The sequence below is a fragment of the Shewanella marisflavi genome, from assembly GCF_023283925.1.
Taxonomy (GTDB): Bacteria; Pseudomonadota; Gammaproteobacteria; order Enterobacterales; family Shewanellaceae; genus Shewanella; species Shewanella marisflavi.
Map to the genome: position 1 here is coordinate 15,962 of NZ_JAKIKX010000006.1, position 25,543 is coordinate 41,504.

Annotated in this window: 25 protein-coding genes; 16 read left to right on the forward strand and 9 right to left on the reverse strand. The window is 52.4% G+C overall.

All coding sequences use genetic code 11. From position 1 onward, the window contains the following. Positions 1–79: 79 nt before the first annotated feature. From L2712_RS12865 to hslR, 3 genes are all read right to left on the reverse strand, one after another. Positions 80–1,621 carry a phosphoenolpyruvate carboxykinase gene (locus L2712_RS12865; RefSeq protein ID WP_248978007.1) on the reverse strand — a complete coding sequence of 514 codons (1,542 nt, stop codon included), beginning with the start codon at positions 1,619–1,621 and terminating at the stop codon, positions 80–82. Positions 1,622–1,811: 190 nt separating this feature from the next. Then, positions 1,812–2,672 (reverse strand): Hsp33 family molecular chaperone HslO, encoded by an 861-nt coding sequence (gene hslO, locus L2712_RS12870; protein ID WP_248978008.1) that lies wholly within the window; start codon positions 2,670–2,672, stop codon positions 1,812–1,814. A 13-nt stretch (positions 2,673–2,685) separates the two neighbouring features. Then, positions 2,686–3,078 (reverse strand): ribosome-associated heat shock protein Hsp15, encoded by a 393-nt coding sequence (gene hslR, locus L2712_RS12875; protein ID WP_248978009.1) that lies wholly within the window; start codon positions 3,076–3,078, stop codon positions 2,686–2,688. Between the two features lie 260 nt (positions 3,079–3,338). Here hslR and gspC point away from each other — a divergent pair, with 260 nt between their 5' ends. The 12 genes from gspC (at position 3,339) to L2712_RS12935 (ending at position 14,974) form a co-directional block, all read left to right on the forward strand. Then, positions 3,339–4,256, forward strand: coding sequence for a type II secretion system protein GspC (gene gspC, locus L2712_RS12880; RefSeq protein WP_033540282.1), 918 nt, complete (start codon positions 3,339–3,341; stop codon positions 4,254–4,256). Between the two features lie 23 nt (positions 4,257–4,279). After that, entirely contained in the window at positions 4,280–6,394 is a 2,115-nt protein-coding gene (gspD, locus tag L2712_RS12885) for a type II secretion system secretin GspD (protein WP_033540281.1), read from the forward strand. Continuing rightward, entirely contained in the window at positions 6,387–7,958 is a 1,572-nt protein-coding gene (gene gspE, locus L2712_RS12890) for a type II secretion system ATPase GspE (protein WP_088905695.1), read from the forward strand. The genes gspD and gspE overlap by 8 nt, the downstream gene beginning before the upstream one ends. A 2-nt stretch (positions 7,959–7,960) precedes the next feature. Next, entirely contained in the window at positions 7,961–9,181 is a 1,221-nt protein-coding gene (gene gspF, locus L2712_RS12895) for a type II secretion system inner membrane protein GspF (protein WP_033540279.1), read from the forward strand. Between the two features lie 71 nt (positions 9,182–9,252). Continuing rightward, on the forward strand, positions 9,253–9,687 hold the full coding sequence (gene gspG / locus L2712_RS12900) for a type II secretion system major pseudopilin GspG (protein ID WP_011867410.1): 435 nt from the start codon (positions 9,253–9,255) through the stop codon (positions 9,685–9,687). Between the two features lie 20 nt (positions 9,688–9,707). Next, on the forward strand, positions 9,708–10,289 hold the full coding sequence (gene gspH / locus L2712_RS12905; protein WP_033540278.1) for a type II secretion system minor pseudopilin GspH: 582 nt from the start codon (positions 9,708–9,710) through the stop codon (positions 10,287–10,289). Positions 10,290–10,293: 4 nt separating this feature from the next. Then, entirely contained in the window at positions 10,294–10,686 is a 393-nt protein-coding gene (gene gspI / locus L2712_RS12910; RefSeq protein WP_052125818.1) for a type II secretion system minor pseudopilin GspI, read from the forward strand. Continuing rightward, positions 10,667–11,443, forward strand: a complete 777-nt coding sequence (gene gspJ, locus L2712_RS12915) for a type II secretion system minor pseudopilin GspJ (RefSeq protein WP_248978010.1) — start codon at positions 10,667–10,669, stop codon at positions 11,441–11,443. The genes gspI and gspJ overlap by 20 nt, the downstream gene beginning before the upstream one ends. 1 nt (position 11,444) lies before the next feature. Further along, complete coding sequence (gspK, locus tag L2712_RS12920; protein ID WP_418078067.1) at positions 11,445–12,434, forward strand: type II secretion system minor pseudopilin GspK; 990 nt, start codon at positions 11,445–11,447, stop codon at positions 12,432–12,434. An 86-nt stretch (positions 12,435–12,520) separates the two neighbouring features. Next, on the forward strand, positions 12,521–13,711 hold the full coding sequence (gene gspL, locus L2712_RS12925; protein WP_248978011.1) for a type II secretion system protein GspL: 1,191 nt from the start codon (positions 12,521–12,523) through the stop codon (positions 13,709–13,711). Position 13,712: 1 nt separating this feature from the next. Next, entirely contained in the window at positions 13,713–14,189 is a 477-nt protein-coding gene (locus tag L2712_RS12930; protein ID WP_033540275.1) for a type II secretion system protein M, read from the forward strand. A gap of 23 nt (positions 14,190–14,212) precedes the next feature. Further along, positions 14,213–14,974, forward strand: a complete 762-nt coding sequence (locus tag L2712_RS12935; protein ID WP_248978012.1) for a type II secretion system protein N — start codon at positions 14,213–14,215, stop codon at positions 14,972–14,974. Between the two features lie 52 nt (positions 14,975–15,026). Here the strand turns inward: L2712_RS12935 and L2712_RS12940 are convergent, their stop codons facing one another. Continuing rightward, the gene (locus L2712_RS12940) at positions 15,027–15,314 is read right to left on the reverse strand and encodes a DUF1145 domain-containing protein (protein ID WP_033540273.1); all 288 of its coding nucleotides are present in this window, start codon (positions 15,312–15,314) and stop codon (positions 15,027–15,029) included. After that, a complete protein-coding gene (gene rsmD, locus L2712_RS12945; RefSeq protein ID WP_248978013.1) occupies positions 15,311–15,901 on the reverse strand; it encodes a 16S rRNA (guanine(966)-N(2))-methyltransferase RsmD in 591 nt (196 codons plus the stop codon). Before rsmD ends, L2712_RS12940 begins: the two co-directional genes overlap by 4 nt. A 249-nt stretch (positions 15,902–16,150) precedes the next feature. Between rsmD and ftsY the strand changes: the two genes are divergently transcribed. From ftsY to rpoH, 4 genes are all read left to right on the forward strand, one after another. Next, entirely contained in the window at positions 16,151–17,611 is a 1,461-nt protein-coding gene (gene ftsY, locus L2712_RS12950; RefSeq protein WP_248978014.1) for a signal recognition particle-docking protein FtsY, read from the forward strand. Between the two features lie 93 nt (positions 17,612–17,704). After that, positions 17,705–18,394 carry a cell division ATP-binding protein FtsE gene (gene ftsE, locus L2712_RS12955; RefSeq protein WP_088905688.1) on the forward strand — a complete coding sequence of 230 codons (690 nt, stop codon included), beginning with the start codon at positions 17,705–17,707 and terminating at the stop codon, positions 18,392–18,394. Between the two features lie 14 nt (positions 18,395–18,408). Then, positions 18,409–19,374: a permease-like cell division protein FtsX gene (gene ftsX, locus L2712_RS12960; RefSeq protein WP_088905687.1), complete on the forward strand. Its 966-nt coding sequence runs from the start codon at positions 18,409–18,411 to the stop codon at positions 19,372–19,374. Between the two features lie 256 nt (positions 19,375–19,630). Then, positions 19,631–20,488 (forward strand): RNA polymerase sigma factor RpoH, encoded by an 858-nt coding sequence (gene rpoH / locus L2712_RS12965; RefSeq protein WP_033540268.1) that lies wholly within the window; start codon positions 19,631–19,633, stop codon positions 20,486–20,488. 26 nt (positions 20,489–20,514) lie between these two features. Here the strand turns inward: rpoH and menE are convergent, their stop codons facing one another. From menE to menD, 4 genes are read right to left on the reverse strand one after another with little or no spacing between them, the layout of a single operon-like run. Continuing rightward, positions 20,515–21,963 carry an o-succinylbenzoate--CoA ligase gene (menE, locus tag L2712_RS12970; protein ID WP_248978015.1) on the reverse strand — a complete coding sequence of 483 codons (1,449 nt, stop codon included), beginning with the start codon at positions 21,961–21,963 and terminating at the stop codon, positions 20,515–20,517. Further along, on the reverse strand, positions 21,960–23,018 hold the full coding sequence (menC, locus tag L2712_RS12975) for an o-succinylbenzoate synthase (protein ID WP_248978016.1): 1,059 nt from the start codon (positions 23,016–23,018) through the stop codon (positions 21,960–21,962). The genes menE and menC overlap by 4 nt, the downstream gene beginning before the upstream one ends. Continuing rightward, entirely contained in the window at positions 23,015–23,800 is a 786-nt protein-coding gene (gene menH / locus L2712_RS12980; RefSeq protein WP_248978017.1) for a 2-succinyl-6-hydroxy-2,4-cyclohexadiene-1-carboxylate synthase, read from the reverse strand. Before menH ends, menC begins: the two co-directional genes overlap by 4 nt. Next, positions 23,800–25,503, reverse strand: a complete 1,704-nt coding sequence (gene menD / locus L2712_RS12985) for a 2-succinyl-5-enolpyruvyl-6-hydroxy-3-cyclohexene-1-carboxylic-acid synthase (RefSeq protein WP_088905683.1) — start codon at positions 25,501–25,503, stop codon at positions 23,800–23,802. The genes menH and menD overlap by 1 nt, the downstream gene beginning before the upstream one ends. Positions 25,504–25,543 lie beyond the last annotated feature (40 nt).

Here is a 25,543-nt window from a genome sequence, read left to right on the forward strand (position 1 = left end):
GCGACTGGGCTTACTGATTCGTGGGCAATAAAAAATGGCCCCGAAGGGCCATTGATTTCTAAGCGCTTTGACCTAGGGCTTAAGCCTTAGGACCTGCCTGCTTGATGGCGTCAGACACGTCGTACTTGGTAAAGTTTGCCGCAAACTCTTCGGCCAGCTGCTGAGCATACTTAGCGTACTCAGCCTTATCGGCCCAGGTATTGACCGGGTTCAGCAGCTTGCTGTCAACGCCAGACACGGCCACAGGCACGTCAAGGTTTAGCTTGTCGATGTGAACAGTTTCAACATCTTTCAGCTCGCCGCTAACGATGGCATCGACGATGGCGCGGGTCGTTGGGATGTCGAATCGCTTACCTACACCGTGTGGGCCGCCAGTCCAGCCAGTGTTGACCAGGTAGACCTGGCTACCGAATGACTCGATACGCTTCATCAGTAGCTCGGCGTAAACGCCAGCCGGACGTGGGAAGAAAGGCGCGCCGAAACAAGTCGAGAAAGTTGACTGAATCGCAGAGGTAGAGCCCATCTCGGTCGAACCCACTTTAGCCGTATAGCCAGACAGGAAGTGATAGGCCGCCTGCTCTTTGCTGAGCTTAGACACAGGAGGCAATACGCCAGACACGTCGCAGGTCAGGAAGACCACGGCATTTGGCTCGGCGCCACGGTTATCTTCCTTACGTTGAGCGATATGCTCTAGCGGGTAAGCCGCGCGGCTGTTTTCGGTCAGCTCTGTGTTGCTGTAGTCAGGAACGCGGTTCTCATCTAGAGTGACGTTTTCCAGCACAGTACCGAAACGGATAGCATCCCAGATAACAGGTTCGTTCTTCTGGCTCAGATCAATACACTTGGCGTAGCAACCGCCTTCGATATTGAAGACACCGCCAGGTGCCCAACCATGCTCGTCATCACCAATAAGGAAACGCTTAGGATCGGCTGACAGTGTGGTTTTGCCTGTGCCTGACAGGCCGAAGAATAGGGTGGTGTCGCCTTCGTTGCCGACGTTAGCTGAGCAGTGCATTGGCAGCACGCCTTTGGCTGGTAGCAGGAAGTTTTGTACCGAGAACATAGACTTCTTCATTTCGCCGGCGTATTTCAGACCTGCCAGCAGCACCTTGCGATCGGCAAAGTTGATGATCACGGTAGCATCTGAGTTGGTGCCATCACGGGCAGGATCACACTCGAAACCCGGCGCGTTCATGATCTGCCAAACGGGTTTGTTGGCGACGTTGAACTGCTCAGGTACGATAAACAGGTTGCGGGCGAAGAGTTGATGCCAGGCGGTTTCTGTTTTGACTTCAATGGGTTGGTAATGTTCAGGATCGGCACCCACTTCCAGTTCAGAAACAAAGGTCTCCTTGTCGGCCAGGTAGGTTGCAACGCGATCCCACAGGGCATTAAAGGCATCCATGGCGAACGGCTTGTTGACCGAACCCCAATCGATATCGTTTTCGCTGCTCGCTTCTTTCACGATAAAGCGGTCGTTAGGTGAACGTCCTGTACGCTCGCCAGTTTTTGCCACTAATGCACCATTCGCCGTCAGCTCTCCTTCGCCGCGTGCGAGTGCAAACTCAACTAGTTGTGCTGTAGAGGGATTTTTATGAGTTTGCTTAGATCCATCCGCCATCTGTAAGGTCTCCATCATTCGAGTAGGGTTGGCTGGTCTGTGCCAGCTTGTTATTTTTTTGTCTGCATGTTAGGCAGAGCTCGATTGTAACTTAAGCGGAATTGAATGTGTGAGGAAGATCTCGAAAATTGCGAAAAAAAGAGGATGCGCACAGGCATCCTCTTAATCTAGCGAAATCAAAGTCGCTGGCTTACTGCTTGGTATCCGACGTCGGGGCGTTTTTGAACAAGGCCTCAACATCGATAGAGTCGAAGCTGTAGCTGCTATTACAGTATTCGCAGCCCATTTCAATCTTACCCTGCTCGGCTAAGATGGCATCCAGCTCAGCTTTGGTGACGGTGCGCAGGGCCTGGCCACTACGCTCACGTGAGCAGGTGCAGGAGAAGGTGACTTCGATAGGATCGAACAGGCGTACCTCTTCCTGATGGTATAGGCGGTGTAGCACTTCGGTGGCTTCCAGCTCAAACAGCTCTTCGGCCTTGATGGTGCTAGTTAGCTGTTCCAGGTGCTCGAACTCTTCATTGTGCTCATTTTCACCCGGCAGAACCTGTAGCAACATGCCAGCAGCTTGCTTGCCATTGGCAAATAGACGGATGGCGGTAGGCAGCTGTTCAGACTGGAGGAAGTATTGCTCCAGACACTCGGCCAGGGTTTCCTTCTCCAGCGCCACCACACCTTGATAACGCTCGCCGTTGCTCGGGGTCAGGGTGATCACCATGTGGCCTTGGCCCATCAGCTGTTGCAGGTTGGCACCTTTGGCGACTTCGCCTTCCCAGCGAGCAACACCGCGCAGCTGCTGCAGGTTGTTGCCATTAATCACCGCCAGAGAGACGGGACCATTGCCTTGCACCTGAATACTTATGTCGCCATCAAGCTTAAGCGTAGCCGTGAGTAAAGAGGTGGCCGCCATCAGCTCGCCCAGCAGACACTGAATTGCTTCTGGGTAGGTGTGGGCCGACAAGATCTCCTGATAGCTCTTCTCTAGCTGTACGATTTGTCCGCGCACATCGGCGTTGTCGAATAGGTAACGGTTTAAGATATCTTTACTCATTTGTGTCTCACAGTTAGCTTTCTTTAAAGCGTATTAGTTGGCGACGTTGCTTCTTGTCTGGCTTGGTATCCGGCGCGGGATTGTTCAGCACATTCAAGCGTCTTGCCTCGGCATAGGTCTCACGTTTGGCTATGCTTTCTGGCGTCTCTTCATATAAGGTTTGGGCGATCACCGCCTTTTGGCGCTGCTCTGATAATTTTTTTATGACGATCTCTTTTTCGTCATATCCTTGTCTTAGTCTAACCACGGCATCGACTTCAGCCATCTTACTCGATTTGGTGCGCTGACCATTGTAGTGCACCTTACCGCCATTGATCATCTCTTTGGCGATAGTACGAGTTTTGTAGAAACGGGCTGCCCATAACCATTTGTCGAGCCTAACCGCGATTTGTTGTTCCGAGGTCATGGTGATTAGGTCTCCTTAAGTGTATAAAGATGTGCAAGTTCACAGCCTGAATATTTAGTCCATACTTATGCTTGGCAAACCGCTGAGATAGCGACAGACTTCACACCCTTTTTAGGCGCGTAAAGTTAGCATAAATCGCCTCTAGAGGCCAATAAAGAGACTGTTATGGGCTTGTTGCGATTAGCTGTGTAGGTTAGCATGAGCCACAGATTGGAAATTATTATAATCAGATTAGAGACCTGACTGAGGGTCCACAAAATATGGATTTATTAGACAAAGTAATATCTAAGGCAGCTGCGATCCCGCATAAGCCACTGAGTTCGGCCGCCTTCTGGCTCGGTTTGATTATCGCTATCTATCTTTTGGCGCAGATCACATGGAAGTTGGTTCCCGTTGCCGAAACCCCACAAAAATGGCAACCCACGCCTGTAGCCAGTAGTGGGTCGTCATCGCAGGTAAATGTTTCCAGGCTGCAAGCCTTAGGTCTTTTTGGTCAGGCGGATCCCAATACGGATAAGCCTAAGCCAGTCGTGGAAGAGAAAATTACCGATGCGCCTAAGACCTCATTGTCTATCCAACTCACCGGCGTGGTCGCTTCAACAGCCGAGCAGAAAGGGCTGGCGGTGATCGAGTCTGGTGGCAGTCAAAATACCTATAGCCTAGGTGACAAGATTAAAGGTACTTCGGCGTCACTAAAAGAGGTGTATGCCGATCGCATTATTATCTCCAACAGTGGCCGATACGAGACCCTGATGCTCGACGGGCTTAAGTATGAGACCCAGGGCGAAGCCAATACCCTGTTACAAGAGGCGCGCTCCTCTCGCGATGTGCGTACCATAGATAATCGCAGCAATAGTGACGTTTCAAGAGAGATAGAAGAGTCGCGCGATGCTTTGCTGGATGACCCCAGTAAGCTCACCGATTACCTGGCGATTTCACCTGTCAACGCCGGTGGCGAATTGCAGGGATACCGTTTGAATCCGGGTAAGGACAGAGAATTATTTGAACAAGCTGGCTTTAAGGCCAACGATTTAGCAAAATCAATGAACGGCTATGATCTGACTGATATGAGCCAAGCATTGGAAGTGATGGCCCAGTTGCCAGAATTGACCGAGATTTCTTTGATGGTAGAAAGAGAAGGTCAGCTGGTCGAGATCATGTTTAGTTTGCCGCAATAAAAAGGGTTTAGGGGAAGTCATTAATGAATAATAAGAAAATACGCCGCAATCTTATCGCGAGCGTCGTGATGGGGGCCTCGTTACTGGCACCACAACTGGCGTGGTCGGAACAATATGCGGCTAATTTCAAGGGCACAGACATTCAGGAATTTATCAATATTGTTGGTAAAAACCTGAATCGAACTATCATCGTCGACCCAACCGTGCGCGGTAAAATTAACGTCCGCAGCTATGATCTGCTCAATGATGAGCAGTATTACCAGTTCTTCCTCAATGTGTTGCAGGTCTATGGCTACGCCGTCGTCGAGATGGATAACAACATCATCAAGGTGATCAAGGACAAAGACGCCAAGACCTCGGCCATTCGCGTTGCCGATGACCAGGCGCCAGGCCTGGGTGACGAGATGGTCACCCGTATCGTCGCCCTGTATAACACAGAGGCTAAACAGCTCGCTCCCTTACTGCGTCAGCTTAACGATAACGCCGGTGGCGGTAACGTAGTTAACTATGACCCCTCTAACGTCCTGATGATTTCGGGCCGCGCAGCCGTGGTAAACAAGCTGGTAGAGATCGTTCGCCGCGTCGATAAGCAGGGTGATACCGAGGTGCAAGTGGTGCCGCTGGAATATGCCTCTGCGGGCGAAATGGTGCGCATCATAGATACCCTGTATCGTTCAACGGCAAACCAATCGCAACTGCCAGGCCAGGCGCCTAAAGTGGTCGCCGATGAGCGTACCAACGCCGTTATCGTCAGTGGTGATGAGAAGAGTCGCCAGCGCGTGGTCAGCCTGATCAAGAAATTGGATGCCGAGCAGGCTACAACAGGCAATACTAAGGTTCGCTATCTGCGTTACGCCAAGGCCGAAGATCTGGTGGAAGTGTTAACCGGGTTTGCCGAGAAACTGGCTAATGACCAAGATGGCGGTCAGGCACAGGGCGGGCGTAGCAAGCGCCGCAATGAAATTAACATCATGGCTCACCCAGACACCAACGCCCTGGTGATCAGCGCCGAGCCCGATCAGATGCGTACTATTGAAAGCGTGATTAATCAGCTGGATATTCGCCGGGCGCAGGTATTGGTTGAAGCCATTATCGTAGAAGTGTCAGAGGGTGATGATGTCGGTTTCGGTATCCAGTGGGCCACAGAGGCCGGTGGTGGTACCCAGTTTAATAACCTAGGCCCGACTATCGGTGAGATCGGTGCTGGTATCTGGCAGGCTCAAGATCAAGATGGCACTAAGGTTTGTACCGAAAATGGTACATGTACCGAAAACCCAACCCAGAAGGGTGATATCACTCTGCTAGCCCAAGCGCTGGGCAAGGTTAACGGTATGGCCTGGGGTGTGGCCATGGGCGATTTTGGCGCCCTGATTCAAGCCGTTTCCAGCGATACTAAGTCGAACGTACTGGCAACGCCTTCGATTACCACACTGGACAACCAGGAAGCGTCCTTCATCGTAGGTGATGAAGTGCCAATCCTCACAGGTAGTCAAAACTCCAGCAATGGTAACAGCAACCCCTTCCAGACGGTTGAGCGTAAGGAAGTCGGTGTGAAGTTAAAGGTGGTGCCACAGATCAACGAAGGCACTACGGTTAAATTAACCATTGAGCAAGAAGTCTCAGGCATTAATGGTAAGACAGGGGTCGATGTGACCTTTGCTACCCGTCGCCTGACTACCACTGTGATGGCCGATTCGGGCCAGATCGTGGTGCTCGGTGGTCTGATTAATGAAGAAGTACAGGAGAGTGTGCAGAAGGTACCTTTCCTGGGTGATATCCCAATCTTAGGTCACCTATTTAAGTCATCATCTAGCGGCAAGAAGAAGAAAAACCTTATGGTTTTCATCAAGCCGACCATTATTCGTGATGGCGTGACCATGGAAGGAATTGCCGGTCGTAAGTACAACTACTTCAGAGCCCTGCAGCTACAGCAGCAGGAGCGTGGTGTGAACCTGATGCCGAACACAAACGTGCCGGTATTGGAAGAGTGGAGCCAGGAAGAGTACTTGCCACCAGAAGTTAATGATGTGCTGCAGCGATACAAGGATCGCAAAGGGTTAGAGACCAAGATGCGTGAAACTGACCCTGCGCTGAGACAAATTAACGAAAACAAGCAGCAAGATAAGACTGATGAGTGATATTCAAGCCACACAGAACGAGGATCTGGCCCAGGTAACGAGTGAGCTCGGGCTGGCCTCGGAGGCCGAATCAGATGAGGTGTTTCACTCAACGAGTCGCGATCGCTTACCTTTTGCCTTTGCTCACCGATTCGAGTTGGTGCTAGAAAAGGGCGAAGATGAGCTTCTGACGCTCTACCATACGGTTAATACGCCTATCGATGCCATGCTGGAGGTGCGTCGTTACACTGGGCAAGAGCTGGCATTGGCAGAGCTTGAACCATCTGTGTTCGAGGCCAAGCTGACTCAGGTTTATCAGGCCAACTCTTCCGAGGCGCAGCAGCTGATGGAAGATATCGGTAACGAGATGGATCTGTTCACTCTGGCAGAAGAGCTACCTCAGACAGAAGATCTGCTCGAAGGCGATGACGATGCGCCTATCATCAAGCTGATTAACGCACTCCTGTCGGAAGCGATCAAAGAGGAAGCCTCGGATATTCATATCGAGACTTACGAGAAGCAGCTGGTGGTGCGATTCCGTGTCGACGGCGTGCTCAAAGAGGTACTCAAACCCAATCGTAAGCTCTCTTCGCTGCTGGTTTCCCGTATCAAGGTTATGGCGCGTCTGGATATCGCCGAGAAGCGCGTGCCCCAAGACGGCCGTATCTCGCTGCGTATTGCCGGACGTGCGGTCGACGTGCGTGTTTCCACCATGCCATCTAGCCATGGTGAGCGTGTGGTGCTGCGTCTACTGGATAAGAACGCCGGTAACTTAGATCTCAAACAACTAGGGATGACAGATGAGATTCGCCATCAGTTCGATGAACTGATCCGCAAGCCTCACGGTATCATCTTGGTGACGGGCCCTACCGGCTCGGGTAAGAGTACCACTCTGTATGCGGGTCTGACCGAGATCAACTCCATCGACACCAACATCCTAACCGTCGAAGATCCTATCGAGTATGAGCTGGCGGGCATAGGTCAGACTCAGGTGAATACCAAGGTCGATATGACCTTCGCCAGAGGGTTGAGGGCGATTCTGCGTCAAGACCCGGATGTGGTGATGATTGGTGAGATCCGTGACCTGGAAACGGCACAGATCGCCGTACAGGCATCACTTACCGGTCACTTGGTGATCTCGACTCTACATACCAATACCGCCTCAGGCGCCATTACTCGTCTACAAGATATGGGCGTCGAGCCCTTCCTGGTGTCCTCGAGTCTGCTCGGGGTGCTGGCACAGCGCCTTATCCGTACCTTGTGTCCTCATTGTAAGAGTGCGCACACGCCAGATCTGCGTGAGCGTGAGCTTTTGGGGATCAGCGAAGATGAGCCTTGTACTATTTACCGTGCGACGGGTTGTTCGGCCTGTGGCAATAACGGCTATCGTGGCCGAACCGGCATTCACGAACTGCTGTTGGTGGACGATAACGTCCGCGAGCTGATCCACACCGGACGCGGCGAATTAGCCATTGAGAAACACATTCGTAAGACGGTACCAAGCATTCGCCATGACGGTATGAGTAAAGTCCTTGCCGGGGTTACTACGCTGGAAGAAGTGTTACGCGTCACTCGTGAGGAGTAGCCATGCCAGCATTTGAGTACAAGGCGTTAAACGCCAAAGGCAAGCAGCAGAAAGGGGTTGTCGAAGCCGACACGGCTCGTCATGCCAGGGGGCAATTGCGCGAGCTGCGTCTGATGCCACTAGAGATCACCCCTGTGGTGGAGAAAGAGGCGAAGGCGAAAAGCGCTGGCTTTAGCTTTAAGCGCGGCATCTCTGTTGCCGAACTCGCCTTAATCACCCGCCAAATCGCGACTTTGGTCGCCGCCGGTCTACCGGTGGAAGAGGCGCTCAAGGCCGTAGGTCAGCAGTGTGAGAAAGATCGCCTCGCCAGCATGGTGATGGCGGTGCGCTCTCGTGTTGTCGAGGGTTATAGCCTGGCCGATTCTATGGCCGAATTCCCCCACATTTTCGATGATCTGTATCGCGCCATGGTCGCGTCCGGTGAGAAGTCGGGCCATCTCGAGGTGGTGCTTAACCGCCTCGCCGACTACACAGAACGACGCCAGCAGCTTAAGAGCAAGATGACTCAGGCGATGATCTACCCTATTGTGCTGACCTTGGTTGCCATCTGTGTGATTGCCATCTTATTGGCCGCCGTGGTGCCCCAGGTTGTGGGACAATTTGAACATATGGGGCAGGAACTGCCCTGGACCACTCAGTTTTTGATCGCGGCATCAGATTTTGTACGTGATTATGGTCTGATAGTCATTGGAGTGCTTATTGCGCTTGCCGTGGGTGCCAAGCAGTTACTGCGCAGCGCGGCGAATCGGATGAAGTTCGATACGGCCATATTAAAGATGCCTGTGATTGGCCGGGTGAGTAAGGGGCTGAATACGGCGCGATTTGCTCGCACCTTGAGTATTCTTACCGCCAGTTCGGTGCCCCTGCTCGATGCCATGCGTATCGCCAGCGAAGTCTTGATGAATGTCAGGGTGCGCGCGGCGGTTGAAGAGGCTACGGCCAGGGTACGTGAAGGCACAAGTTTAGGGGCGGCGCTGGCCAATACTAAACTTTTTCCCGCCATGATGCTCTATATGATCAGCTCGGGTGAAAAGAGTGGTCAGCTAGAGCAGATGCTTGAGCGCGCCGCCGACAACCAAGACAGAGAGTTTGAGTCAAACGTCAACATCGCCCTTGGGGTGTTCGAACCTATGCTGGTCGTCAGCATGGCTGCGGTCGTTCTGTTTATCGTCTTGGCGATCCTACAGCCGATCTTAGAACTGAATAACATGATTAGCGGTTAACGCCACGGCGTTAATGGCCAACAGCCGTCCTAACCCTAAACGTTAGGGCATTTTTTATAGAGGAAGTATTAATGCAAGCAAGAAACAAGCAAAAAGGTTTTACCCTATTAGAAGTTATGGTGGTTATCGTTATTTTAGGGATCCTTGCTTCTATGGTTGTGCCTAACCTTATGGGCAACAAAGATAAAGCCGATATTCAGAAGGCGGTATCAGACATTGTTGCGCTGGAAAATGCCTTGGACATGTATCGTTTGGACAACAGCGTCTACCCTACCACTGAGCAGGGATTAGAAGCGCTGGTTCAGAAGCCAACTATTTCACCTGAGCCTCGCAACTACCGCGCCGACGGTTATGTTAAGCGTCTTCCACAGGATCCATGGCGCAACGACTACCTGCTACTGAGCCCAGGTGAGCAGGGTAAGATCGATATTTTCAGCGCAGGGCCTGACGGTCAGCCAGGTACCGAAGATGATATCGGTAACTGGAACCTGCAAGATTTCCAATAAGCCTTAAGCAGAGTCTGTCGATGCGCGGCGTCCGCCAAAGCGGTTTTACCCTGCTAGAGGTCTTGCTGGTCGTCTTGCTAATGGGATTGGCTGCCGCTGCAGTGACCTATACCACTAGCGGTGCCGATCAGCATAAGACGCTGGAGCGCACCGCGCGTCAGTTTATCGCGGCGAGCGAACTTGTGTTGGATGAAACCATATTGAGTGGTCGTTTTATCGGTATCGTTATCGATAAGCAGCACTATGAGTTTGTCTATTACGATGAAGGTAAATGGAAGCCGCTGCAGCAAGATCGTCTGCTGGCTGCCAAACAGATGGATCCTGGCGTCGAGATGCATCTTGTGCTCGATGGTTTGCCTTTAACCCAAGACGATGAAGAAGATGATGAGTCCTGGTTCGATGAACCGCTTATCGAGCCCAGTGACGAAGAGAAGAAAAAGTTTCCTGAACCCCAGGTCATGCTGTTTCCCAGTGGCGAGATGAGCGCTTTTGAGCTGACCTTTGTGACCAAAGATGAGCGCGGTCAAGAGATTGAGGCGCTGGTAGTGGGTGATGCCTTAGGCCGCCTGAGACTCGGCAGAGAGGATGGGTTCGATGATTAAGCCGATGCCAAATCGAAGCCTTTTGGCCAGGCGCCGTGCCACAGGTATGACACTGCTTGAGGTGATCGTCGCCCTTATGGTGTTTGCTATCGCTGCCGTTTCGATTACCAAAAGCTTGGGCGAACAGATGGCCAATATGCCCATACTCGAGGAGCGTACCCTGGCGCAGTGGGTGGCCAGTAATCAGATGGTGGACGCCAGATTAGAAAAGAAGTTTCCCGATCTGGGGCGTAAAGATGGCAGCACTGAGCTGGCGGGCAAAGAGTGGTATTGGCGTAAAGAGGTGGTGAAAACCACAGATGATAATTTTCGTATGATACGCATCAGTGTCAGTGACGATGAGCGTTATAACCGCATCATCGCCCAGGTGAGTAGCTATGTACTCAAGAATGATTAAGGCTACTCGCGGTTTCACCCTGCTGGAGATGCTGATCGCCATCGCCATCTTTGCCATGTTGGGGCTGGCGGCGAATGCTGTGCTTAGCACTGTAATGAAAAACGATGAAGTCACTGCCGAATTTGCCCAGAGACTGAAGTCGATGCAACAGGGGTTTGGCGCATTAGAGCGTGACTTTGGTCAGATGGTGGCACGTACACCGCGCCTGCTCGAAGGCGGACGTGGCTCGACCGTAATACAGACAGGTAACGATCTGTTTGATTCGGAATCTGAGGCTATCGTCTTTTTCCGTATCGGCTGGTTAAACCCTGATGGTCTGTTGCCCCGGGGCAGTTTACAGTCTGTGGCCTATGTGGTGCAGGACAATAATCTCGAGCGTTGGTATTTTCCTTATCCCGAGCCCGAATTTGGTGCCGATCCGATCAAGACTGTGGTGATTAAGAATGTGCTGTCGGTGGAGTATTCCTTCTTTGTTGAGGATAAATGGCAGCGTAAATTCGACGGTGCCAGCCTACCGCAGGCGATCGCCATGGAGATCGAGGTGGAAGGCATGGGTAAGGTGCAGCGTAAGTTCCTGCTCCCCCTTGGTGCCACATTAGCTGCTAACAGCGACGAGGAAAATAACAACTCGGGCAACAATAGCGGTAACAACAATAGCGGTAACAACAATAATAACGGCGGCAATAACGGCGGCAGCAATAACACCGGTGGCGGTAAAGGTGATGGATCGGGTGGCGAAGACGATGGTGACCAATAACATGCCAAGAAAACAGCGCGGCGTGGCGCTGATAGTCGTGCTATTGATCGTGGCCATGATTGCCGTGATTGCCACCAATATTAATAGTCGGAATCAGATCTCGGTGCGCCGCACCATCAACTTGGCGCAATATGATCAGGCATATTGGTATGCCATCTCAGCCGAAGAGCTGGCGAAGAAGGTGCTAAAGCAAGACTTAGAGGATGCCGATGAGGGCAAGGTTCACCTGCAGCAATATTGGGCTCAGGCCGACGTGGTATTTCCTGCAGAGCAGGGAGAGATAGGCGGGCGTATCACAGATATGCAGTCGTGTTTCAATCTCAATGCCTTATCTATTGAGACTAATGAGGTGGAAAACGGCCAGCCTAAGCTGCCTTTGGCGGCAATACAGTTTAAGGGCTTATTGGTGGCGCTTGGCATGGATGATTTTTCAGCTGAACGCCTGACCCATACGCTAAAAGATTATATCGATGAAGATACGGTTGCGAGTCCCTTCGGTGCCGAAGATGCTGACTATGAGTCGCGCACTGTACCTTATCGTGCTGCTAATACCTTGATGAGTCATCGCAGCGAACTGCGTGCGGTGCTTGGCTATAGCCAGGATGTCTACCTTAAGTTAGCGCCTTATATTTGTGCTATCCCCGGCTATGATCGCCAGGTGTTGAACGTAAATACTATCGAGGTAGAGCAGGCCGCGCTGTTGGCGGGGATGTTTGACAATAAGATCAGCGTGGGTGAGGCGGAAAGCATCATTAACCAGCGCCCCGGTGACGGCTATGAGACGATAGAAGACTTCTGGTCTAACGGTTCTATTGCAGGGTTACGTCAGGAAAAGAACTTGTCGTCGAGCTTTAGCTTGAAGAGTAACTATTTTCTACTAGAGGCGGGTGCTAAGGTTGATAGTGCCGTCTTTAGAATGCAAAGTGTATTACGTGTGGGCGGTAACAACCAGCTGGACGTCTTGACCCGTCAATATGGCGGCCAAAAATAATCACCTGGGTGGACCTCTAGTTCGGCCGGGCCAAATAAAGGACAAGCTCATCGAGAGCAACTTCATGAGACTTGTGGAGAAAGACATTGAGTGAAAGATTATTTATCCGATTAGGAAGAAGCGCAGAGCAGAGCTGCTCTTGGCTGGTATGGTCGGAGCAGGAGCAGGAGATCATCGCTTCGGGAGAGTTGAGCGACGCTCAAGGCTTGTCGACGCTGACTGAACGCGCCGGTAACCGTCCGGTCGATATTCTGGTGCCAGCTTCTGCCATTACCCTGACATCTGTGCAGCTACCGGAAAAAGGTCAGCGCCAGGCGCTGAAAGCACTGCCTTTCATGCTGGAAGAGAACCTGGCCGAAAATGTCGATGAATTGCATTTCGTCACAGGTCCCCGTGATGGTGAATCTTTGAGTGTTGCCGTGGTGGCCCACGAGCAGATGCAGACTTGGCTGTCTTGGCTGAGCGAGGCCGGTATCAAGGCGCGTCAATTGGTGCCCGATTGCCTGGCGTTGCCGCTTCAGGAATGCCAATGGGCGGCGATGAAGTTTGGCTCTGATTACCTTCTGCGCACTAGTGCTGGCAGTGGTGTTAGCCTGGATGCTGCTTGGTTCCAGGCCGCATTGCCTAAGCTCGCCATGAGACAAGAAGAGACTCCGATTACTCTGGCCAATTACAGTGATTTAGAGATCCAAGGTGTCGAGGTGAAACCCCAGCCGCTGGATCTGCCTATGTTGGTGTTGGCCAAAGGGATCCTAAATGCGCCGCTTAATCTACTCAGCGGCATCTATACGCCTAAGCGAGAATACAGTAAGCACCTTATGGTGTGGCGCAATGCGGCGATCATCGTCTTGGTGGCCTTGGTGTTGGCCCTGGTCAACAAGGGATTGAACATTCATCATATGAATGTCGAGCGTGAAGCGTTGCAGCAGCAAACGGCCGATATCTTTAAACAGGTGATGGGTAGCTCGCGTATCGTTAACGTTCGCTCGCAGATGGAGAGTCAGCTGCGTACCCTGCAAGGTGCCGGTGGTGGTGTGGCCTTCTTTACCATGCTGGACGATATGGCCGAGGGCTTTAATAAGGTTCCTGATTTAAAGCCAACCAGCTTGCGCTTTGACAGTGGCCGCAATGAACTGCGGATGCAGATCACCGCTAAGAGTTATGCTCAGATCGAAGAGTTTAAAGAGATTATTTCACCCCGTTTCAATGTGGATTCGGGTGCCATGAACAGTGGCGAAGATGAAGTGACCAGTACCTTAACCCTAAGGAGCAAGTAAGATGGATAACATTAAGACGTGGTGGAATGGCTTAGTGTTACGCGAGCAACAGCTCGTGGCAGCTTGTGCCTTAGTATTGGTGCTGGGCATCTTATATTGGGGGATCTGGACACCCATTAGCCAGGCCGAAGCCGATGCCGAGCGTAATTTAACGGCTCAAGAGAGCACCTTGAATTACGTCAAGCAGACGGCGAATAAGATTATTGGCCTCAAGCAAGCCGGTGGTCAGAAGGGATTTTCCGGCAGCCTCAGTGCCGTGGTGACTCAGAGTGCTAAAAACTATGGCCTGGAGATCACCCGCATGCAGCCCCAGGGCAATAAAATTCAGATTTGGATGGATGAGGTGCCTTTCGATTCGCTACTCGATTATCTGAGCGATCTGGTGCAGCAGAAAGGCTTGTCATTGGAGAGTATCGATTTGGCCGAGGGCGAAACTCAAGGTTTCGTGAATGTGCGTCGTATCCAGTTCTCGCAGTAAAACAGCAGTATTAAGGTGTTCTAGTGAGTGTAGTGAAAAAAATCGTTATTGGTGTTCTCGCCTACCTGGTGTTTTTGGTCGCCCTTTTTCCGGCGAGTCTGGCGATAAAATTGGCTCCCTTGCCTAAACAGGTAAGTGTTGCAGGGATCTCTGGCACCATCTGGTCGGGTGAAATCGACACCTTAGTGTTACAAAAGCGTCGCTTAGAACAGGTGAGTTGGCAGCTGAGTCCCTGGGGACTGCTGATGGGTAAGGCTAATATCGACTTTGTGATAGGTAGTCGCGCCACAGCGGTGAACGGTAAGGGCTTTGTGAGCCTCTCAATGTCAGGTATCGATGCGACGGGCGTGCGTTTCGATGCGCCGAGTGATTTCTTGGTGGGCAATACTCGTCTGCCATTTCGTACCCAGGTAGACGGTAATTTCAGCCTGATGTTGCAATCACTAGAACAGGGCGCGCCCTGGTGTCAGCAGCTAACGGGTAAAGTCTTTGCTCAGCAGCTCAAGGTGAGCAATCAATTTGGCAAGTATCCACTGGGTGACGTTGCGGTGGCGCTCAGTTGTGTCGATGGCAATATCAAGGTGCTGACAGACGATAGCATGAACGCCTTGGGCTTAAGTGGTCATGCGCTGCTAAAAGCCGATAGTCTGGTACAGGTGACCGCTAAGATCAAAGAAACCGCGGCGCAGCCTGATGATCTGAAACAAGCGCTGAGCTTTTTAGGTAAGCGTGACAGCCAGGGATATTATCCGATCAATTATCAGGGACGAGTCCCTGGGTTATAAGCTTGAGAATAGGATTGTAAAAGCCCCCGCAAGGGGGCTTTTTTGTGGAGCATTATTGGCCTTGTGGGGCTGTCTGGTTCATTACCCTTTGGCGATAGTCCAGCAGGCTAAAGACACCGAAGCACATGACGCTAAGGTAGTTCGCGTAGGTGATGGCCATCAATGGCTTAAACAGGGTGCGAAAGATCAGCGTCTGAATGCTATGCATAATGAGAGTGACCAACAGCAGTATGGTCAGCAGGGTACCTATATTGCCTTCAACGGGCACAAACAGGTTGTAGAGCATTACGCCCCAGGCAAACAGTGTAATGGCCTTACCACCTAGTATCATCAATTTCATTGGTTTTCCTCTGGCTTCTCTACTTGAAACAGGCGAAAGGTCACCTGACCGGCTTTCTTCTCTTTTAGGGGGATCCAATTAGAGGGGAGCTTTAAAGGAGGATGCTCGCTCTCGGTCTCAACATAGACAAGTGCATCGTCATTTAACCAGCATTGCGCGATGAGGCCATCGATGCAGGCCTGTGCCAGCCCTTTGCGAAAAGGGGGATCGATAAAGACAATGTCAAACCCCTCAGTGGGTGGCGTCTTAAGTTGCGCCAAGGTATCGCCTTGTACCACATCAGCGCAATCACACTTTAGGGTCGCTAGATTTTGATTGAGCTGTTTGGCGGCGCTGGCTTGTAGCTCGAATACCTTAGCGTATTTGGCGTAGCGAGAAAGGGCCTCGAAGCAAAGCGCACCGCTACCTCCGAAGCAGTCCAAGACTCTTGCGCCCGGTAGATCGCTGGCCAGCCAATTAAACAGGGTTTCTCTGACTCTATCTGTGGTGGGACGTAGCCCTTCGAGATCGTGAATAGGGAGTCGTCTGGAGCGCCACTGTCCGGCGATGATCCTCACCTGTCCGCTTGCGGGTCGATTTCTTGCCATTTTCTACCTGTATATTTGTGGATTCATTTAGCGACAATTTGGCCTCACCGGATTAAGTGATAGACTGTTGCGCTAAATTAAGGCTGCTATTTTAACGTAAAGCACGAGAAAAAGGTGCAAAGCCAGAGAGTTTAGGCAAAAAATGCAGCGCTTTTCCGCGTCACAAGTCTAACTATCTGGTTATAATGACGGGCGCAAAACGACTTTATAGCGAATTTTAAATCAGTTAGTTGAGTACTGGTATTACACATGGCAAAAAAAGGTTTTTTTTCTTGGTTCCGCAAAGATAAATCACAGCAGGAAGCGGCGGCGCCAGAAGTAGAAGTTTCGACCCAGTCGGAAACCGAACAGGCTAGTCACGAAGCCGAGCTGGCTGAGCAGGCTCGTCTGGAAGAAGAGCAGGCCGAACAGGCGCGTTTAGCGGCAGAGCAAGCCCATCTCGAAGCAGAGAGTGAGCGTCTGGCAGCAGAGCAAGCTGAGCAGGAGCGTCTGGCTGCAGAGCAAGCAGAGCAGGCTCGTCTGGAAGCAGAGCAGGCCGAGCAGGCTCGTCTGGAGGCAGAGCAAGCCGAGCAGACACGTCTGGCGGCAGAGCAGGCCGAACAGGCACGTCTGGAAGCAGAGCAGGCCGAGCAGGCACGTCTGGCGGCAGAGCAAGCCGAGCAGGCACGTCTGGAAGCAGAGCAGGCCGAACAGGCACGTCTGGAAGCCGAGCAGGCCGAGCAGGCCAATCTTGAGGCAGAACAGGAAAAGCAGCCTGAGCCACAACAGAAACCGACAAAAGAGGGTTTCTTTGCCAGACTCAAACGCGGACTTAAGCGCACCAGTGAAAATATCGGTAGCGGATTCATCGGCCTGTTCAAGGGCAAGAAGATAGATGATGAGCTGTTTGAAGAGCTGGAAGAGCAGCTGTTGATCGCCGATGTTGGCGTAGAAACGACCAGTCGCCTGATCGCCAAGCTGACCGAGCAGGCCAGTCGTCGCCAGCTAAAAGATGGTGAGGCGCTGTACGAGCTGATGCGCGAAGAGATGCAGAAGACGCTGGAACCTGTGAGTATTCCTCTGGTGCCGGAAAACAGCGAAGGGCCATTTGTGATCCTTATGGTTGGCGTGAATGGCGTGGGTAAGACCACGACTATCGGCAAGCTGGCCAAGCAGTATCAGCAGCAAGGCAAGTCTGTGATGTTAGCGGCGGGTGATACTTTCCGCGCCGCAGCGGTCGAGCAGCTGCAGGTTTGGGGTCAACGTAACGATATTCCTGTGATTGCTCAGCATACGGGGGCCGATAGTGCTTCTGTGCTGTTTGATGCGCTACAGGCCGCGCGTGCCCGTAATATTGATATCCTTATCGCCGACACAGCTGGACGCCTGCAAAACAAAGCGCATCTGATGGATGAGCTGAAGAAGGTCGTGCGGGTGATGAAGAAGCAAGATGAGAGTGCCCCACACGAGGTAATGTTGACCCTGGATGCGAGTACGGGTCAGAATGCCATCAGTCAGGCGCAGCTGTTTAAAGAGGCGGTTGGTGTTACAGGCATCACAATGAGCAAGCTCGACGGCACGGCCAAGGGCGGGGTGATCTTTGCCATTGCCGATAAGTTTGGTATACCTATCAGACATATAGGTGTGGGCGAGCAGATCGATGATTTAAGAACTTTCGATGCGAAAGACTTTGTCGATGCCCTGTTTAGTCAAGAGGAAGAAGCCAAATAAGCTGACGCCTATATACCCAAGGCCAGCAAGGTTCCTACATGGGGCTGGCCTATAATAATAACGCATAAATGCAACATCTAAGATTGGGTACTTATGATTCGATTTGAGCAGGTTAGCAAAATTTATCCAGGTGGACAGAAAGCCCTCACCGATGTGAGTTTTCATTTAAAGCGTGGAGAGATGGCGTTTTTAACCGGCCACTCAGGTGCTGGCAAGAGTACCCTGCTTAAGTTGATCACTGTGATAGAGCGAGCCAATGCTGGTCGCGTCTCCATCAATGGCCATGATATCGCTAACATCAGGCCCAAAGATGTGCCCTTCCTGCGCCGCGATATCGGCATGATTTTCCAAAACCACCATCTGCTGATGGATCGCACTGTGTTTGATAATATCGCGCTCCCCTTGGTGATCGAAGGGTTTGCTTTGCATGAGATTAAAAAGCGAGTGATGGCGGCGCTGGATATGGTGGGGCTATATGGTAAAGAGCGTCACTATCCCATCATGTTGTCGGGCGGCGAGCAGCAACGTGTCGGCATCGCCCGCGCCATTGTGAATAAACCCCCTCTGCTGCTGGCCGATGAGCCAACAGGTAACTTGGACCCCAAGTTATCCATGGATATTCTGCGTCTGTTCGAGACCTTTAATGATGCCGGGACTACCGTGCTGATCGCCACCCATGATTTGGGCTTAATTGCCAGAATGCGTTACCGTACCCTGACCCTGAAGCAAGGGCGCATCTTGGGTGGTGACGAGCTGGCTACCGCTAACGCCTTTAGTGAATAATTGAGGAGACTCAGATGAATCAGCAACCTCAATTGGTACGCAGTAAATTGCCGATCAGTGGCCGCATTGTGATGTTTTTCATTCGTCATATTCAACATGCCATGGCTAGCATGGGTGAGCTGTGGCGCAACCCTATCTCATCGCTAATGACCATGGCGGTACTCGGTGTCAGCCTGAGTCTGCCCGCCGCGCTGCAGGTGTTGGTTAAGAACGCCGAGACCATCACGCAATCCTGGAACAGCGCCGCCGAGATCTCTCTGTTTATCGACGAGGGCCGCAGCGAGCGCAGCATACAAAGCCTGATCAGCCGTATTAGCGCCTATTCTGAGGTCAGTGCCGTTAGCTATATCGATCGTGACAAGGCGTTAGAGGAGTTTCAGCGCCTTTCAGGCTTTGGCGAGGCGCTTGCCTATCTGGATGAAAATCCGCTGCCTGCGGTGATCACAGTAACCCCAAGTATCAAATATGCTAGCCCTAATGGTGCCCGAGAGCTGCTGAAGAAGCTGGAGTTGGAACCTGAGGTGAGCTTCGGTCGCCTGGATATCGAGTGGCTCGAGCGTTTACAGGCCGTTGTCAGATTGCTTGAGCGTACCGTCATGGCGATTGCCGCCTTGCTGGTGTTGGCCGTGGTGCTGGTAATAGGTAACACTATTCGTCTGGCAATTATGAATCGCCGCACCGAGATCGAGGTGATGAAGCTGGTGGGCGCCACCGAGAGCTTTATTCAGCGTCCCTTCCTTTATACTGGCATCTGGTTTGGGGTGATTGGCGGTGTGCTGGCCTGGGTGATCATCAATTTGTTAGTCTGGTATCTCGATGGCGCACTGGCGAGTCTGCTAGGCCTCTATGGTAGTACGCTTGAGATGCAGTCGCTGACACTGATTGAGCTGGGTGAATTGATACTGCTAGCCTCGTTTTTGGGCTGGTTGGGTTCATACTTATCAGTGAGACAGCACCTTAGAGCCATTGAGCCTTCTTAGTTCCTTTTTTAAGCGCTTTTTTAAGCTTGTTTGCTGGATTTATGAACTAATTTTCACTTGTAATGTCTATAGAATCGGGTGAAATTAAAACCAGTTCAGTTTCGAGTGTTGACATAGACTGTCAGATAGTTAATAGTTCATCAGCTTGTCCCTGGGCGTACCCACCTTTCACGATACCCCCACGGAACGCCGCTTTTATGCGGTGCTGAGCACTCAAAGTGTTAAACACATGCAAGATAAGAAGTTAGGAGCGTTAATGACGAATCAAACGCAATCAATGGCACTAATGGTACCTCAAAGCAGCAGTAGCATAGAGGCTTATATCCATTCTGCGCACAACATTCCAATGTTGGAGGCGAATGAGGAATATGAGCTGGCGAAGCGTCTGCAGGAGACCGGTGACATTCAGGCTGCGAAGCAGTTGATTATGTCTCATCTTCGTTTCGTAATTCATGTCGCCAAAGGTTATTCGGGTTATGGTCTGCCACAGGCTGATCTTATCCAAGAAGGTAATATTGGTTTGATGAAGGCGGTAAAACGCTTTGATCCCGATGTGGGTGTGCGTCTTGTCTCGTTTGCCGTACATTGGATTAAAGCCGAGATCCACGAATACGTGTTGAAAAACTGGCGTATCGTTAAGGTCGCAACCACCAAGGCACAGCGCAAGCTGTTCTTCAATCTGCGAAAGGCCAAGAAGCGTTTGGGCTGGTTTAGCGATGAAGAGGTGACCATGGTTGCCGAAAACCTGGGTGTATCTAAGAGCGACGTGACCGAAATGGAGTCGCGTATGGCAGCTCAGGATCCCGCTTTCGATCTGGCTAGCGATAATGATGATGACCAAGATTATGCACCTGTGCATTACCTTGAGGACCATTCATCGGACATCGCTTCTCAGGTGGAAAACGACAACTTTGAAGCCGATAACCAAACTCGTCTTCTGGCGGCCATCAAGACCCTTGATGAGCGTAGTCAGCATATTCTACAGGCGCGTTGGTTGGACGAAGAGAAGACCACGCTGCAAGAGCTGGCGGCAACTTATCAAGTCTCTGCCGAACGAATCAGGCAGCTTGAAAAGAACGCCATGAATAAGCTTAAAGGCCGCATGGAAATGTAACGGCGAAAGCTAAAAAAAACCTGCTATTAAGCAGGTTTTTTTATGTCTAATCCATAGCGCTGCGCCGCGGCTTGTATCACCTGTTTGCGCTGTAGCTTAAGCCCGGTTTGCTCGATCTCTGGCCAAGGGTAATAACGGCGGGGACGCTTGAAGCGGGCAATATGTTGGCAGAGAAACGCATCGAGTTGTGCTGTGGGCGGGTAATTCCCCTTGATAAGCGCCGCCGGTAACAGGCCAAACTCTTTGTCCTGCATGGCAAAGACCAAGGCTTCCTCTATGCCAGGATAACGCCGCAGCACAGCCTCTATCTCCTCGGGCTGTATATTCTCGCCCCCACAGATAAACATATTGTCGGTGCGGCCCAGGATGAGCAACTCTCCGGCGGCATTCCACCTACCGCGATCTTGGGTGCAAAACCAACCATCTTGTTCCAGTGGTTTGGCTATCGTCTCAGGCGACTCGCCATCCAGGTAACCGAGAAACAGAGTATCCCCCCGTACATAGATCACCTCATCGACAATCTTAAGTTGGCGCCCCGGTAGCGGAATACCGCAACTGCCTTGGGCGTTTGCCTTGGCCGTGGTGATCTGCGAGCTCATCTCTGTCATGCCATAGCTGGTATAGGCGGGGATCCCCAGAGGCTCGAGCCGGGCGATTAGCTGTTCATCGATGGCGCCGCCACCCAGCAGCAGCGCCTTGAGGCCCTTAAGGGTCTCGGGTGCGTCATTAAGCAATCTGAGTAGCTGAGTTGCCACCAAGGAGAGGTGAGTCAGTGGTCGTGCCTTAAGTTGCTCTGCCAAGGAGAGCTCAGGGGCAGGCAGTGTCAGGGCCGCGCCCGCCAAGGCGCAGCGATTGACTATAGCCAGGCCGCCGATATGAAACATTGGCAGTGATAGGAGCCAGTTATCTCCCTGTGTCAGGGGTATGAGCTGAGTCGAACCTTGGGCGCTGGCGATATGATTGTTCAGGCAGTGCACGGCGGCCTTGGGCATACCACTGCTACCCGAGGTGAGTATGATATTGCAGGGCTTGCTTGGGTCTATTGCCTGTGGCTTGCTTGGGTCTATTGCCTGTGGCTTGCTCTGTAAATGGCGCTCAAATGTCAGCGACAAACTGGCTTGCGGTAATAGGGCCTGATAGGCCTTGTCTGCCCAGAAATGACGTAACTGATAGCGATTGGCCAGGGCGGCGATCTGAGCCTTAGGAAATTTGGGATTCAGCGGGCAGAAGATGGCGCCGAGATCCACACAGGCCCAGTACAGCACTACCATGGCCAGAGAGTTTTGATCTACACAGGCCAATTTGTCGCCTTTACCAAGGCCCAATTGGGCTAGCTGCTCGGCGCAGCCTAATACTTGCTGACTGAGTTCCTGATAGCTGATGGCTTGATAGCTCCCCTCTCGCCAGCAGTATATCGCGACGCTGTCTGGATGCTGAGCTGCACTCAGGTGCAGCGGTGAACAGTCTTGCTTCAAACCGCCTCCCGGTTCACTTGCTTTAGGCAGATAAGGTTTTCCAGGGTCAGGCAGCGGGTCTTGCCGGTCGAGACCAGAAGGTCCGCGCTAAAGGCACTTAGGGTATCGAGACCTGGTATCTCATCTGGAGTAAGTGCCTCGCTCAAGGCTTGCAGGGCTGTAATACCCAGGCTGGCTTCTAAACTGGCACTTAAGATCACCCTGACACCGGCCTCATGAGCTTGCTGGGTCAATTGCTGCAGTCGGGGCAGCGAGCCGAGCAGCATAGGTTTGACAATCAGCGCGGCCAATCCTGCTTGCATAACAAATTGATAGTTAGGATCGTTGAGGCTTTCGTCGAGGGCGAAACCCACCCCTAGGGCTTGAAAGAGTAAGCTGTTATCTTGGCGCTCTATGCAAGGCTCTTCGATATATTCGATTGCGGCTAACGGCAGGCAGGCGAGAAAGTCGATAGCCTGGGACAGAGTAAAACAGCGGTTAGCATCTAATCTGAGCTTAAGATCGGGGCGGATTGCCAGCACTCTGTGGATCATGGCGATCTCCTGCTCCATGGAGGTCTGGCCCACCTTAATCTTGACCGAGTGGGTCGAGGTATCGAGCGCCTTGATGCGGGCATCTAATACCTGAGGCGGCTCGTCTTGCGCCTGATAGATCAGTGGAATGGTTCGTCGCCCCTGCCGCGCTGGGCGCAATCTGTCTGTGAGTTTGGCATGTAGCAGTGACAGTCCAAAAGCGATGGAGGGCAAGCTTGTCTGTTCTGAACGGGTTATTAACTGATCGATATCGCTTGTGATCAGCTCATCGAGAATAGGTGTCAGCTCTTCGATAACCTCAGCGAGTGTCTCCTGACTAAAACCTTTCAGCGGCTGCTCATCAACGTCTTGACCGCTCAGTGGAGAGATCTCCACCTCGGCGCTAACGAGGGTTTGCCCATCGTCCTGGGCTGAGGCTCTAAGTACTAGCCCCTGGCGACTGTCGATACGTTGTTTACCCACTGGAAGCAGTTTATCCAGAGGGATCTGATAGCGATAGAGGCTAAGGTGCATGAGTTTCATGAGTGTGTCCTGAGCTTGGCGATAAGGCTATCGCAGAAGGCCTCTGGCTGAGCCAGATGCACGTTGTGACCCGCTTGGTCAAATAGGGTGAGCGAGATAGGCTGATGCGACTGCCATGACTGCGCTAGGGTGAGAAACTTATTGTCCTGTTTACCGGCATAGTAATGCCAATCTATGGCTATTTGTTTAGGCATGCGCGACAAATCGGCTTGATTACCCAGAGAGGTCGGCAGATAAATACTTGCCAGTGCCTTAGGGTTATTAGTTGCCCTAGCTTGGATCAGGGCCTGTCTCTCACTGTCATTCAGTGTGGCAAATACCCCTTGTCGATACCAGAGGTCGAGAAATTCGACCAAGGGCAGAGACAAGAGCCGCGTTTGCCACTGGCTGTCTTGCATAAGGCGCTCAGTTCGCGCCTGCTCACTGTCTAATCCTGGGTGGCAGGATTCCAGGTTGATGCTTAACAAGCGCGCAGGAGCGCTGGCGGCTAAGTGCAGGGCAATACGGCCTCCTAGCGAGTAGCCCAGCAGGTGAAAGTGTTTGACCTCGAGCTTATCCAGCGTCGCTAAGATCTGCTCAACTACCAGGTCAAAACCTGTGGTCTGTGACGTTTCAGCTAGCGCTGGGCTGTCGCCATGGCCAGGCAGATCCACTGCGATGCAATGGAAATGGCGGCTTAGCCTTGGCATCAGGAGTTGCCAGTCAGTTTTACTGCCCAGAAAGCCATGCAGCAATACTAGCGCTGGCAGTTCTGCCTTCCCCATGGTGCGATAGGCCAGCATCAGCTTTGCTTTATCCAGCTGGCAAGGCGGGCAATCTGTTCACTGGCTTGATCTTGCGCCACGCAGACCTCAATAACGGAGGCGCCCCGATAGGCGAGCGCGTGGCGATAAGCTTCGTTAAAGCTCAATAGATCTTCTACCCTGTTGTAGGGCAGGCCGAACATGGCGGCGCCATAGCCAAACTCTAAACCGTGGGCAAGGCGATAGTAGTTGCTACGTAGCTTCTCGTCGGGCACTGGTAACAGATTGAAAATATTGCCGCCGTCGTTATTGAGTATGACGATGACAAAGGGGCCTTGCTGCTTTGCTGCTAATGCCAGCGAGTTGAGATCGTGTAGCTGGGACAGATCCCCTATGATCAGGGTTGTCGCTTGCCCTTTGTGCGCCGCAATACCGCAGGCGGTCGCGAGTAGACCGTCGATGCCGGATGCGCCCCGATTGGTGTATATGCTGGGCGCCGAGGCTGTTATCGGGGCGAACATATCATAGAGGCGCACCGGTAGGCTGTTGCCGATAAAGAGTTGTTGCTCGCCCTGGTTGGCGACGGCGCGCACCACCTGCGCCTCACCAAATTCGGCGTCGTCTATCTGTTGCTGGAACAGGGTAGCCAGCTGCTCGTTAGCCTCTATTAGCTGCACAGCCCAATTCGCCTCAGAGGATCTGGGCCAGGGCAGTTGCGTAAAGTTGGCAAGCGGGCTTATCCAGATCTGCTTAGCGCTATGGCTAGGATCGAGGCGGGTCTGCTCGGGCAGAACCTGCCAGTAGCGTTTCCATTTTTGCTCGTTTAAGTAACTGATTAGGCGTTTCGACAACAGGCGGCCGCCAAAGACCAACACAGTATCGGCGGCTTGCAGCAAGGCCTTGGCTTTAGGTTGCAGCAGCAGTTGGTCTATGTTGCCGATGGCCGCGCCATGTTGCCTGAGTTGAGATTGGGCATCGGTCAGCAGGGGCCATCCTAGTTTCTGGGCCAGTTCGATCAGCTGCTCAGGATGCTCGTGTGGCGCTAGAGTGCCCGCAACTATCACCCCTTTACCGTGGACGAAGCGCGCTAAGGCATCGGGCGCGGGTGAACTGATAAGTTTGGCCTCAGCATAGTGATTGTAGGGATTTACGCTATGTTGCCAGTTGCCCAGAGGGCTGAGGTACTGGGTAAAGTCGGCGCTCATTGAACTCGGGTATAGCGGCTCGCGATACATGCAGTTGACGTGCACCGGCCGTTTGGCGTTGGCAACAGACTCATCCAGCAGGGTCAGTAGCGCCTGGGGGGGGATCGCCTGATCTGGTGTCGGCAGGTTTACCTGTTTGGCGTAGTCGGCAAAGATCGCCGGCTGTACTATTGCCTGGTTGGCGCCGCAACCCAAAAGCTCAGGCGGTCGGTCACCGGATAAGACGATCAGGGGGACCTGTGTCAGCCAGGCTTCGACGATAGCAGGGTAGAGGTTAGCGACTGCGGTACCCGAGGTGGTAATAATGGCCACTGGGGCACGACTGGCCTTGGCCAATCCCAGTGCGAGGAAGCCCAGGCCTCGCTCGTCGAAGTGTAAATGTTGTTTGAGTTTGCTTTGCTTGGCTGCCGCCAGTGTCAGAGGGGTAGAGCGGGAGCCGGGTGCCATGCAGACATGCTGTACCCCAAGGCGTGCTAGCTCTTCGAGAATAAGTGAGCCCCAAAGAAGATTTAATTCGGCGGTTTTTTCAATCTGCATAATGGCTTAATCAATGAAAGAGTTAAGGTTAGTCTATCGC

Bases quoted from the DNA above. Each gene is read 5' to 3' on its own strand.
- L2712_RS12865 (WP_248978007.1), bottom strand. From the start codon at position 1,621: ATGGCGGATGGATCTAAGCAAACTCATAAAAATCCCTCTACAGCACAA.
- hslO (WP_248978008.1), bottom strand. From the start codon at position 2,672: ATGAGTAAAGATATCTTAAACCGTTACCTATTCGACAACGCCGATGTG.
- hslR (WP_248978009.1), bottom strand. From the start codon at position 3,078: ATGACCTCGGAACAACAAATCGCGGTTAGGCTCGACAAATGGTTATGG.
- gspC (WP_033540282.1), top strand. From the start codon at position 3,339: ATGGATTTATTAGACAAAGTAATATCTAAGGCAGCTGCGATCCCGCAT.
- gspD (WP_033540281.1), top strand. From the start codon at position 4,280: ATGAATAATAAGAAAATACGCCGCAATCTTATCGCGAGCGTCGTGATG.
- gspE (WP_088905695.1), top strand. From the start codon at position 6,387: ATGAGTGATATTCAAGCCACACAGAACGAGGATCTGGCCCAGGTAACG.
- gspF (WP_033540279.1), top strand. From the start codon at position 7,961: ATGCCAGCATTTGAGTACAAGGCGTTAAACGCCAAAGGCAAGCAGCAG.
- gspG (WP_011867410.1), top strand. From the start codon at position 9,253: ATGCAAGCAAGAAACAAGCAAAAAGGTTTTACCCTATTAGAAGTTATG.
- gspH (WP_033540278.1), top strand. From the start codon at position 9,708: ATGCGCGGCGTCCGCCAAAGCGGTTTTACCCTGCTAGAGGTCTTGCTG.
- gspI (WP_052125818.1), top strand. From the start codon at position 10,294: ATGCCAAATCGAAGCCTTTTGGCCAGGCGCCGTGCCACAGGTATGACA.
- gspJ (WP_248978010.1), top strand. From the start codon at position 10,667: ATGTACTCAAGAATGATTAAGGCTACTCGCGGTTTCACCCTGCTGGAG.
- gspK (WP_418078067.1), top strand. From the start codon at position 11,445: ATGCCAAGAAAACAGCGCGGCGTGGCGCTGATAGTCGTGCTATTGATC.
- L2712_RS12930 (WP_033540275.1), top strand. From the start codon at position 13,713: ATGGATAACATTAAGACGTGGTGGAATGGCTTAGTGTTACGCGAGCAA.
- L2712_RS12940 (WP_033540273.1), bottom strand. From the start codon at position 15,314: ATGAAATTGATGATACTAGGTGGTAAGGCCATTACACTGTTTGCCTGG.
- rsmD (WP_248978013.1), bottom strand. From the start codon at position 15,901: ATGGCAAGAAATCGACCCGCAAGCGGACAGGTGAGGATCATCGCCGGA.
- ftsY (WP_248978014.1), top strand. From the start codon at position 16,151: ATGGCAAAAAAAGGTTTTTTTTCTTGGTTCCGCAAAGATAAATCACAG.
- ftsE (WP_088905688.1), top strand. From the start codon at position 17,705: ATGATTCGATTTGAGCAGGTTAGCAAAATTTATCCAGGTGGACAGAAA.
- ftsX (WP_088905687.1), top strand. From the start codon at position 18,409: ATGAATCAGCAACCTCAATTGGTACGCAGTAAATTGCCGATCAGTGGC.
- rpoH (WP_033540268.1), top strand. From the start codon at position 19,631: ATGACGAATCAAACGCAATCAATGGCACTAATGGTACCTCAAAGCAGC.
- menC (WP_248978016.1), bottom strand. From the start codon at position 23,018: ATGAAACTCATGCACCTTAGCCTCTATCGCTATCAGATCCCTCTGGAT.
- menH (WP_248978017.1), bottom strand. From the start codon at position 23,800: ATGCTGGCCTATCGCACCATGGGGAAGGCAGAACTGCCAGCGCTAGTA.
- menD (WP_088905683.1), bottom strand. From the start codon at position 25,503: ATGCAGATTGAAAAAACCGCCGAATTAAATCTTCTTTGGGGCTCACTT.